The organism is Priestia veravalensis (assembly GCF_001457055.1).
Lineage (GTDB): Bacteria > Bacillota > Bacilli > Bacillales > Bacillaceae_H > Priestia > Priestia flexa.
The window spans coordinates 1-11,227 of the sequence record NZ_KQ758714.1 but is presented as its reverse complement, the minus strand read 5'-3'; the positions used below and the strand labels follow the sequence as shown (position 1 = coordinate 11,227).

Here is an 11,227-nt window from a genome sequence, read left to right as displayed (position 1 = left end):
ACGATGTTTCTTTTGATGACGAAACGAATGAATTTCCGTTAGTTTACCTGTAAACCCCACACTCAACATCCCATCTATAAAGTGGGTTAAGTGGTTGATGACAGGTTTTGAGAAATAAAAGGGCAGCTTCCATTTTATTAAGCCATTGTAGATTTCTTCTTGATGTGATAGTCTATTCATTGGACAAATAACGCTCCTCTGGATGGATGATTGGCTCAGAGCTTTCATTCTAAACCAGGTTTGCGTATTTGTCTTTTTTATTTTATAAGATGGAAATATTTTGAACTGAATTTACTCATTATCAGTTAAAGATTAAATATACTTAAAATAAGAACAGCCTATTCCGGACTGAACTTTAGAGATAGTATACATTGTTTGCATCAATCTATATTAAAAATACAATTAGTACAATGAATAACTGCAAAGAAAGCATTGGGAATTCTCAATGCTTTCTTTTATTTTGAATTAAAATTGTCTCCTTCTGAATACAAAGATACAAAGTGAACCATTTTTCATCTTCATGGTTAAGCTATTGTTATTCCTTCAAGCACTTTGTTTTTGATTATTTCTTAAAAGATGATCCTTTTTGTTTTGGATTTTATGAGACTAACACAATTCCATCCATATAAAAGGCTGATGTTGAAATTACTCTGGTTTTTCCACTAATTGCATCTGAAAAATCTGCGTTTCTTGAATACCTGCTCTTTGGAGTTCCTCTTTAAATGATTCTCCTTCTTTTAGTTTAATGATTCTCTTTGAGCCATCACGTAACGGGGTAGTACCAGGGAAGCTGTCACTACCCGCAATAAGGATAATGGTTTAAATTTCAAAAAATATAGTACTGCACAACTATTAGAAGTGAAAAAGAATGCCGAAGGAAAAAAATGATTAAATCAATTGGTATTGGAATTATCTTATCTTTGGCTATTTTACTTGTAAGTACCGTAGTCAGTTTAAGTATAGAGCAGATTTTCTTTATAGGTTTAATAATATTAGTATTAGTAGCTATAGCTATCTCTGGATTTGGAGTAAGTGGAGATAGAATGAGAGCAAATTTAGCAACTGAATCAAAGGAAGATAGAAATTGGAGAGTTAAAGCTTCTATAAATATATTTTTGAGTGCATTACCTCTTTTAGTAGGGTTAATTATTTCTCACTATCTAATGTGAATCATTGTTTGTATGTGAGATAACGTAATGTCAAGAAATTATGAATAAATATATAACATATATAGAGATAAGACCGCCTTATAAAATATATAACGGGCGGTCTTTGTTCTGGATATAAAATGTTATTAATAACAAAAGCAACTTTAACCTGAATTATTCATAGTTTTTCTAAAATAGGCTGATATGACTTATTTCATACACTTTTTTTGAATTTGAATATGCACGAAATAAATGAAAAAAGAATCCATTTCTGATAAGGTTAAAACACCCATGAAATAACCATCAGAAAGGATTCTTTTAATGGCTACTTTACCGCAATTAACTCTAAATTTCAATCGTAAGATTAAAGTATCAAATGATGGAGGTTCTCTTTCCTCTGATACAGGTGAATTCATCTTTCGAGAATTCGATGAAAAACTCGGTTTTTCAAAGACCTTAGCTACCCATCTAAGTTTGAAAGACACAAGGGCTTACTTTATTCATTCAAATGAAAATTTACTTCGGCAAAAGATTTATCAACTAATTGCCGGGTATTCTGAAGATGACGCTGCAGATCAATTAACACAAGATCCGGTGTTTACCCAAGTTCTTGGAACAGATGCGTTAGCTTCCCAGCCAAGTTTATCCCGTTTTTTTAGACGGTTTGATCAACAGTCAATCCTACAATTGGAACATGCCAATCAAGAACTACTGGATAAAGTACATAAATTCAGAGAGTCCCAAGGACTCCCGAAAGCACTCATCTTTGACCTGGATTCTACTCATTCAGACACCTATGGCAATCAAGAAGAGGCGGCTTTTAATTCCCATTATGGAACGGTTGGTTTCCATCCATTAGTTGCCTTTGATGGCGTAACAGGCGATTTTCTTAAAGCTAAACTACGTCCTGGAAATGTGTATACCTCTACTGGTGTAGTAGAATTCATACAACCACTGATTGAACATTATAATGATAAATTCCCAGCGACTACATTGTTTGTTCGTGGAGACAGTGGCTTTGCTGTTCCTGCATTATATGATTTGTGCGACAAAGAATCGGTTTACTTTGTCATCCGCCTAAAATCTAATGCTAATCTACAGAGGATTGCAGAAGAACTCCATCCTTCATCAATGCCATCTGATGTTACAAAAACTGAATGCTACTTTGAAGAAACTATTTATCAAGCGAAGTCATGGGCCAAACCAAGAAAAGTAATTGTTAAATCTGTACGCCCAGCGAATGAACTGTTTTTTATCCATTCGTTCTTTGTAACCAATTTAGTAGATGCCTTTTCTCCAAAGGACATCGTCCTTGCTTATCAAAAAAGGGGGACGATGGAGAACTACATCAAAGAAGCCAAAAATGGGTTCAATTTAGATAGAATGAATAGCCACGCATTCCAAGTGAATGAAGTAAAGATGTTGGTAAGTCTTCTAGCCTATAACTTAACAAATTGGCTGCGGACCCTTTCCTTTCCAAAAGAACAAAAGAACATGCAAATAGAGACCATACGTACTAGGATCATTAAAGTGGCTAGTAAATTGGTAAAGTCAGGGCGATCCCTTTACTTTAAATTATCTTCAAGTTTCGTTTATCAAGAATTCTTTTGGAAAGTGCTTAGCCGAATTCATAAATTGAAGATAGAATAACGAACTTATTGGTTTAATTTAAAAAGCAATTTTTATTTCAAGGGAGTAGTCTGTCTAAAAACAGCCATGTTAAGAAACTAATTTTAGAAACACTGCTTTTAAACATTGGGATGATCAATTATTTTTCAAAAGAATAGAAAAGTAATTAATTTTCGACTAAATCATGACTCATACCGAAGGTATGAATAATTCAGGTTTAAGTTGTTTCTAATTGCCTTAAGGCAATTTTTTATCTTTAACGGCTAAAATCTGGTCCTTGATCTTTCGCTCTATTTATATTGGTACTTCTCATTCTTCTCAATTGATGTCTTTGTTGGGCTTGCTCTTGGCTACGAGTAGCTTGTTGAATAGCATCAAAGATACCTGAGATCGTTTCTATGACGTGCTCTTTGACTTTTATGTTTTTCTCTATATCTGGTATTACATTTTGCTCAAGCTCTCTAATTTCGCCTTGTCGTTTGTTTAAATCATCTAGTCCTTTATATCCTTTTTCCTTAAGGTTATCTTGGTAGTGATTAGCTTCATGTTGCAATTCTTCATAGTGCTGACGTGATTTCTTTGAAACCAAGCGTTTGGCTGCTTCACGAGGGCTGTTGCTTAATGTATCAAGTTCCTTTTCTGTTTTTTCAAGGCTAGTAACCTGGCTCTTTATCTTATCTAGATGATCTTTTTCCGTTTGAAAGATTTTTAGGTCTTTCTTTAGTTTGTATAGATCGTCTTGTTGATTTTTAATCGCTTTTTCAATGACTTCTAACGTTACGGGAGTCTTTTTGGCCATATCTACATGTTTCTCTAGCTTTAAAGCATTGTCATAGGTCAAGTATTTTCCAGCTGTTTTCAAGTCTGGATAGTGAGAGCTTATTTCACGAATTTTAGCTGTTTTAATGGCTTCCTCTGCTTGTAATAGAGCTTTTGTTTCTACTTGGATTTTTTGCTTTTCATACTTAATTTGATGCAGACGATTCTCTTTTTGCTGAGAGAATTCTGTATAGCGTTGGTAGAACTCTTCTTCATTTGAGAAACGAAGGGATTTTTTATACCTTTCAATGCCATTTATATAGGTTTTTTTATTACTTTCTAAATCAGAAATCTTATCAAGATGACGACGTTTCATCATATTATTTTCTTTGAGTTTAAACGGATTAAGAGACTTTTTAAGTTCTTCTACTTTTTCTTCATTTTGTTGGATTTCATAGTTTAAATCCCTTATACGGTCATAGTGATTGCTGACATTTAGGAACTGTTGTTGCTGCACATGGAAATGACGTTCAATTGGGTCATGACGATCGCTCATTTTGCGTCGTTCTGCCTGGCGTTTTGAGATATCGTCTAAGGAAACGATTTTTTGATTCAAAAGAGATGCAGCCTTTTGAATATGTGTTTTCTCAATATCCGTAGAGAAGCTAAATTGCTTCTCTTTTTCTTTTATTTTTTGTACATGAGCTTCTTTTTGAAGACGGTAAGTCTGCAGGTCAATAACGACTTTATTGTATTCTTGGCGTTCTCTGTTGATTTGACCACGGTCACTTTTCTTTCCTTTCTTCTCCATGTCATGAGCGACATGGCCTAAGTGAATGGTTGGAAGTACTTCAAGTCCCCGATTTTTATGAGAAAGGTGCGTAATACGCTCTTTACTTTTGGCTTGTTCTAATGCTTGATTAGCATAGTTTGCCCACTGTTCACGAATGGATAAGCAGCCTTCGCTATTTTTTACGTACCCCCGATTGTTTTCTTTTGCATTGGCAAAATCAGCATTCCAGTCACGATTCTTTTTGCCGAAACCATTTTCATCAATGTTTCTCATCGTTAACATGATATGAGCATGAGGATTATTAGCATCGTCACGATGGATGGCAATATCAGCAACCATTCCTTTTTGAACAAACTCGTTTTGAGCAAAAGATCGAATGAGTTCTTTTTGTTGGTCATGATTCAGTTCAATTGGTAACGCAATGTTTAATTCGCGTGCTAATTGCGAGTCTTTGCGCTTCTCTACTTTTTCAACTTCATTCCATAAACGGTTCCGATCTTTCATCCATTCTGGCGCATTGGAAGGAGTTAGAATCATGGTTTCCGGTTGTACATTACGAGCATAAAACTTTTGTTCATCTGTGCGTTCATCATGTAGTTTTTCGCCACTGCGATAAGCAGCTGCAGCAATAGCCGATTGGCCTTTTGAACGGCTGATAATTTGCATCGATAGATGGTAAATTGCCATGATTCTTTCCTCCTTTCTTGAGAATGGATTTGTGTTTTGTAATAAGTTGATGAGAGCACGAGGTGCACTAATCAACGCTTTAGATGAAATCAGCATCATGAACACCAAAGGTGTCAGATGGGGGTTTCATCTTTGCCGATAGGCAAACAGGTTTTATGAAATTCGCCACCTAGGCGAATGGGTCTTTGGTTTTGTCTTTTCGTTCCGAAGGAACCGCACACATCGGTACGATGTATAAGTGCGCCCTTATCTCTTCGTTCTAAGGGAATTATACCATATACTGGTGAGAGAATCTATGCTAAGGATACCAATTTATCTCAATTTTTGTTAAGATAGAAACAAACATTAGACAGAAAGTGAGTTGAGTAATAGATGACTAAAAAAACAGAACAAGAAAGAATTGAAGAGTTAGAAGAAAAAATGAAACAGATGAAAGCAAAGAAACAACAATTAGAAGCAAGAATGAAAGAAAAAGAGAGAATAACTAAGACGATTAGAATAAAATATAGAAACTAATGCATCAATTTCTGACTCAAGTGTAGCAACTAAATTTGAGATAAAGCCACCGAGACTAACACCAATTATAATTACGGGACCTTGTTTGTTATTTTTCATCCATTGAATTAGAGCCCTTAAATCAACAATTGCTTGCCTAGTAGATTCAACAGTCCTATTAATATTGGCACTAACCATAAATTCTCCACTGTAAAGTGATGCTTCTGGCTGACGTTCTAAATGGTAAGGAAGTGTATAGTAGTACATGTTCCATCCTAAGTTATTCATAATTGAATCATGAAAAATCTTCTTTACCCTATCAAATCCTTTCATTCGCCAACCATGTACAAAAATAACATTAGGCTTATTTCCAACTTCATTTAAGAAAGACTCACCTCTTACGTAATCATTGGGATGATCCCCAGAAGGTCTCAAACTTTCAAATCCAAATTCCCCTATGCTGTAGCCATTTTCTTTAGAAGTTATATTCAAATCAATATCTGCAAGTGATGATGGTACTTCAAAAAAAACATCTCTATCTATATTCGTTGGTGCATGATCAAAATCAATATGATATTGATTCTCTTTACTTCGGTCTTTATGCAAATCATACAGAGCATAATAATCTATCAATTTTGAAAGTAACAAGTTAATATCTCCCCCCCAGCCGATTCTTTATGTTTATGTTATTTTTTACATTATTTCTCATGATATCAAACTATCTACTATATTTACATGAATCAACAATCCCTTTATTTTTAATGTACGAGAATCAATTAATCTCTTTTTGTTGACATTAAGATAAATAAAACTATTTTTTTACCATTTTTTTAATCATATGATAGCCTATAGTCCTAACTTTTATAAAAAAAGATTTTTTGTCACTTTAATCATATTTAAATGTTCCACTAACTCCGTAGACATTCTGTACATTTTTAATAGAAATCACCTTAATCCCATTCTAAAAATAGATAATGAACTGTTATTAGTTCATTGCAGAACCCCACCTGTTGCTTCAGAACAGAAATTGGTTTCATCTAAAACAACAAGTTCATCTTTAGTTAAACTTAAATCAAGCTTAACAACTGCTTTTTAAATAACCAAAGAACAAGTTCAACTAATTACACCACAAGTTCACCATGCATTCATCACAAAATACATCCCATTCATTTAAGTATGACTTAAGTTTAACTTAAGTCATAAAAGCTCATAAAATAAGATATATACACAAACTCCAAACAGGAATTGTTGATTTTTTATCGAAATCATATAAAATTAAATGAATAGATGGCTGTGAATCGAGTGAACTTTCACAAAACCCACAAACGAACGACCGTGAACTGAGTGAACGTACATAAAATACTAATAAATGGTGGTGGATTGCATGAATAATTCTGAAAGCGTAAACTTCATTGGTGTACCAGAAGCATCTGAATATACCAACATTCCTCCTGAAACATTAAAAAGGTATCTAATTAATCATGAACAGTTTTTAAATTTCAAAAAAGAAGGTAGACGTTATAAAATAAGTATTGAATCGCTAGATCTATTAAAGAAAATCCGTGAACTCTATAGCGAGGGGTTATTAAAAGAAGATGTGAACGATAATTTAGCAAGTGATGGGCTTCCTATAACTATTACAGTCAAAAATCAAGAAGAAAAAGGTTCCATCTCTATAAATGATGAACTAAGTGAAATAAAAAAGATGTTACAACAACAAGAACAACAGATGACACAGCAGATGCAATTTAACCAAAAATTAGTAGAAGAGTTACAAAAAGTTAGCCAAACAAATCAAGACCTGAAGCAAATGATAAACAGAAAAGACGCTGAGTTGATAGGAGAACTCAGGAAGGGATTGTCTGAAAGTAAAAAAATGATTGAAGAAGCTTCTGCTAGTGCAGAGTTAGAAAAGAAAAAAACGTGGTGGGAAAAATTAATAGGTAAATAACAGAAAGCTTCTACTATCCCTAGTAGAAGCTTTCTGTTATTTATATGTTGTAATTTAGTTATAAAAGCACGGATTATAACACACTTTTAATAAATTGAGGAGGGTTATTTTTTTGACCCTCCTTAATTTTTAAAATGAATTGTATAATAAAATAAATTTATTACAAGAAAAACAGTTCAAAAGAATTCTTTTGAGATATATTACTAATTTTTATTGAATTATAAGATTAATTAACGCTATAATAAAACTAACAAAAATGACCGGAATAGAAAAAAGACTTCAACTGTTTAAGTAGTGCGACCAACACACTTAAACCGTTCCCCCTAATGACGGTAGGGAAAACACTTGTCGAAGTCTCTTGTTAATAGATTTAGTTTTCTATAAAATAAAACTTATGCTTTTATTTTATATGAAATAGCTATCTATTTCAAGGGCTTAGTTCATCAAAAAAAAGACATTGTTTTCCTTTTTCCAGGGAAACAGTGTCTTTTTTTGTTCCTTAAAGGAGAAGATGAACAAATGACAAAAATATTAACCTGCTATTTAAGAGATGTAGACACCTTCAACGGACGGTTTAAGTGGTTATGGAAGAACAAATCTACACTTCGGAAAAAGAAAGAAGAGTTTTTAGAAATAATTCGTACTCACTATAAACAGAATCAATCAGCCATACATAAAGAATTTCCTAAAAAAAGAATGGAAATGCTCGATCATGTCATCTATAACCTAGTGGCTACAGGCATCCAAGCCATTCGTTCTGAAACGCTCATGAATAAATTTAAAGTTTCTAAAAGTACGGTTTCTCGTTTTGTACGGTCGTTAAAAGCTACACCTTTTATACTTGTAGCACGTTACATTAAAGAAGATGCAACAGGTACTCATCCTGATAGCTATGTGTTTATTCTTAAAAGCCATAAGAACTTTAATCACATTTGCGAAGAAATCTTTTTTGCCCATGATACAACAGGTATACAAACGGTCCAACAAGAAGAAATGACAACTCCTGTGACGCTTCCTGTGATGCATCCTGAAAGTGTTGAAAACGTTGATACAACAAGCTTAAAGGTCGATAAATCATCTGGTGCCTTTATTAACCTTGATTTACCTGTAAATCATATAAATAATCATTTAATGTCTGCTTCACAGTCATTTACTTATATCAAAGGTGTTCCTAAGAAAGTCAATCAAGTCTACGCGGGTAAGTATGGTCATCAATTAAAAGACTTTTATGCTCGCATTCAAAATGCTGCAAAAGCCGTAAAAAAAGATACAGAGATTACGATTGAGAAAGAGCAAGTACATGAAATTGCGTATACATCCATTGTGGGATTAGATAAATATGTGCATGAAGCCAATCAACAAGGCAATCCGTTATCCCTACGGGATATGTGTCGATTAATCTATCAAATTGCGAAAAATCAATTCTATGATTTAACAAAGCCTAAAAGTCAGGATTATTCATCAGTATACGCAAATCAACAAGAAGTTATACATAACGAAAGTCAAACAACAACTTTAGCTAAACCCAAACATATTATCCGTAAAGAACTCGTTCCAAGTTGGTTAAAGGCTGAACAGCAGCAAAAAGAAGCTCCAAAAGAAACAGAAATTTCTTTGGATCAACAGCTTGAAATAATTCAGTTAAAGCAAGATTTAGGACAAGAGCTAACACCAGAAGAAGAGAATTTGCTGCAGGAGCACAGCTCCACGTATAGCTTGTTGGAGATCGCTCAGGTAAAACAAGACCTAGGACAAGCTTTAACGTCAGAGGAACAAGAATACTTGCGTCAACACAATCAGTTAAAAGACACAGCTTCTTAATTTAAAAAAGTAGAAATCTCTTAAAAGCTGATGTTTTAATAGAATATGTTTATTTAGAACTGTGTTCTAAATAAACAATAACTACTAATCTACGCAGGAGGAAACTATTATGCCACATAAAATTACCTTAACCGGATCAGCCACAGGGCCACTACGAGAGTACGATCGCTATGTTGCCTTTGATATGCGTGAAAAAGGGTCACCATCTGCGCCGAAAGGGTTAAAGAAGAGTACCTTTATTTCGTATACCGTGTTTGTTGCGAAGAAAGCCTTTAATAAAACGGGACTCACGAAGAAAAGTATTATGCATGAAAAAATTCTCATTCAAGGAGAACCAACGTTAGACATTCCCATTGATGAATGTCCTGGTGAGGTAGGAGTAATCTGTTTCCAGATTACCGTTCTTCCGAATAAAAATGATAAAGAGAAGAATGATTCAGATGCGAAAAAAGAACCTAAACAAGAAGCTTCTGCGTCTTCTGAAGCCCAAAAGAACACAGAATCTACTGCACAGGAAGAAGCACAAGCACCTATTTCTCAGCCTGTAGCAAATGAACAGAAGAAAGAACCTCAATCAGTACAACCAGAAGTGAAGGAGACGCCTGTTCAAGAGAAAAAGGTGGATCCAAAAAAGAAACAAATGACTAATCAGCCAAAAGGGACACAAGATCTTTTAAGCTTCGATGACATTATTGTACCTGAAGAGTTCTTAAAGACACGCCCAAACCCTGAAAAAACACAAAAGGTCATTGATTTTGTGAAGCGTACGGGGCGCCTAGATGAGCCATTGACGATTGAAAAAGGATCGAACGTCTTAAAAGATGGCTATCGTCGTTATGTCGTGGCGAAAACGATGAAAATGGACAAAGTTCCTGTTGTATACGAGTATCAAAAGTAAGAACTCAAAGAAAAAAAGAACGATTGTTTACAGTTTCATTGACAAATTAGACAAAAACAGAATAAACAAAGTGGTAGCCTATGACCAGTATATAAAAGGTAAATGAAACAGGATTTAATTTCTGCTGAGATAAGATGAACATCTTCACTACTATTCTCTATACGTAGCTTTCTATACATCTAAGTCGCGAATTGGAGGGAGATATAGTGACTAAAAATCAAAAACTGTGGACGAAGGAAGAAGATTTATTTCTAAAAGAACAATATGGGCAGATGACACTCCAAAAAATTGGTGAATGTTTAAACCGTAGTAAAGAATCGGTTAATAAACGGGTCTCACGACTCCAACTTCGCAACAAACAAAATGGCATACGTAAAAGATGGACTCCTGACCAAGATACGTTCTTAAAAGTAAATATTAACAGGATGAACAATCGAGAGATTGGAAAACAGTTAGGCAAGAGCCCTTCTTCTGTTGCGAATCGGATCAGACTGTTAAAATTAGTACGAAAAACGTCATTACGTAGATGGACAAAAAAAGAGGATGAGTACTTGGTAAGATGGTATGGAATCAAGACCCTTGATCAACTATCTAGACGTTTACAGCGAAGTATACAAGCGTTAGAGTCTAGATTATATCGTTTAGGTATACCTGGAGTAAGAGCTCATATCGGAAGTATGACAGTATATGAACTAGCAGAGTGTCTGCAAGTTGATGTTCATACCATTTATAACTGGATTCAGAAAAAAGAATTGCGGTTCTGGTGCAAAAATCACTCGTTAGAAACATAGAGTGTGAGTTTCCTTTAAATTGCTAACTTATGAAGCTAATCCAAACAACTTATGGATGAATTCTTTTTGATTTTGGGCAGACTTCACCCCCTGATGAACCTGCTTCTTTTTCATCATATGCATGGCTTCTATGCCACTCAGTATGTAAGTAGCTGTACGAAATGATTTCAATCCTAACATCGAACTAACTCGCTTTTTTATAAAACGATGATCCTGTTCTACGATATTATTGAGATATTTCACTTGTCTCATTTG

9 protein-coding genes and 1 pseudogene are annotated in these 11,227 nt (G+C 34.4%); 6 read left to right on the top strand and 4 right to left on the bottom strand.

The window, feature by feature from the left end; all coding sequences use genetic code 11:
* Window positions 1-180 (bottom strand): annotated as a pseudogene (locus AS180_RS21930) (IS701-like element ISPlan1 family transposase); the annotation flags it as partial.
* 704 nt (window positions 181-884) lie between these two features.
* Between AS180_RS21930 and AS180_RS19745 the strand changes: the two are divergent.
* Both AS180_RS19745 and AS180_RS19740 read left to right on the top strand, forming a co-directional pair.
* On the top strand, window positions 885-1,169 hold the full coding sequence (locus AS180_RS19745; RefSeq protein WP_025907863.1) for a DUF5316 family protein: 285 nt from the start codon (window positions 885-887) through the stop codon (window positions 1,167-1,169).
* Window positions 1,170-1,469: 300 nt separating this feature from the next.
* On the top strand, window positions 1,470-2,798 hold the full coding sequence (locus tag AS180_RS19740; RefSeq protein ID WP_025907862.1) for an IS1380 family transposase: 1,329 nt from the start codon (window positions 1,470-1,472) through the stop codon (window positions 2,796-2,798).
* Between the two features lie 235 nt (window positions 2,799-3,033).
* Here the strand turns inward: AS180_RS19740 and mobQ are convergent, their stop codons facing one another.
* Window positions 3,034-5,016, bottom strand: coding sequence for a MobQ family relaxase (gene mobQ / locus AS180_RS19735; RefSeq protein WP_062687387.1), 1,983 nt, complete (start codon window positions 5,014-5,016; stop codon window positions 3,034-3,036).
* A 450-nt stretch (window positions 5,017-5,466) separates the two neighbouring features.
* Entirely contained in the window at window positions 5,467-6,159 is a 693-nt protein-coding gene (locus AS180_RS19730; protein ID WP_025908658.1) for an alpha/beta hydrolase, read from the bottom strand.
* Window positions 6,160-6,895: 736 nt separating this feature from the next.
* On the opposite strand from AS180_RS19730, the gene AS180_RS19725 reads away from it, so the two are divergent.
* The 4 genes from AS180_RS19725 (at window position 6,896) to AS180_RS19710 (ending at window position 10,972) form a co-directional block, all read left to right on the top strand.
* A complete protein-coding gene (locus AS180_RS19725; protein ID WP_025908659.1) occupies window positions 6,896-7,462 on the top strand; it encodes a hypothetical protein in 567 nt (188 codons plus the stop codon).
* A gap of 519 nt (window positions 7,463-7,981) precedes the next feature.
* Window positions 7,982-9,283, top strand: a complete 1,302-nt coding sequence (locus tag AS180_RS19720; protein ID WP_025908660.1) for a hypothetical protein — start codon at window positions 7,982-7,984, stop codon at window positions 9,281-9,283.
* 109 nt (window positions 9,284-9,392) lie between these two features.
* A complete protein-coding gene (locus AS180_RS19715; protein WP_025908661.1) occupies window positions 9,393-10,181 on the top strand; it encodes a ParB N-terminal domain-containing protein in 789 nt (262 codons plus the stop codon).
* A 206-nt stretch (window positions 10,182-10,387) separates the two neighbouring features.
* Window positions 10,388-10,972: a hypothetical protein gene (locus AS180_RS19710; protein ID WP_062687386.1), complete on the top strand. Its 585-nt coding sequence runs from the start codon at window positions 10,388-10,390 to the stop codon at window positions 10,970-10,972.
* Window positions 10,973-10,999: 27 nt separating this feature from the next.
* On the opposite strand, the gene AS180_RS19705 is transcribed toward AS180_RS19710, so the two are convergent.
* A partial coding sequence (locus AS180_RS19705) for a DDE-type integrase/transposase/recombinase (RefSeq protein ID WP_139109246.1) occupies window positions 11,000-11,227 on the bottom strand: 228 nt, incomplete at its 5' end.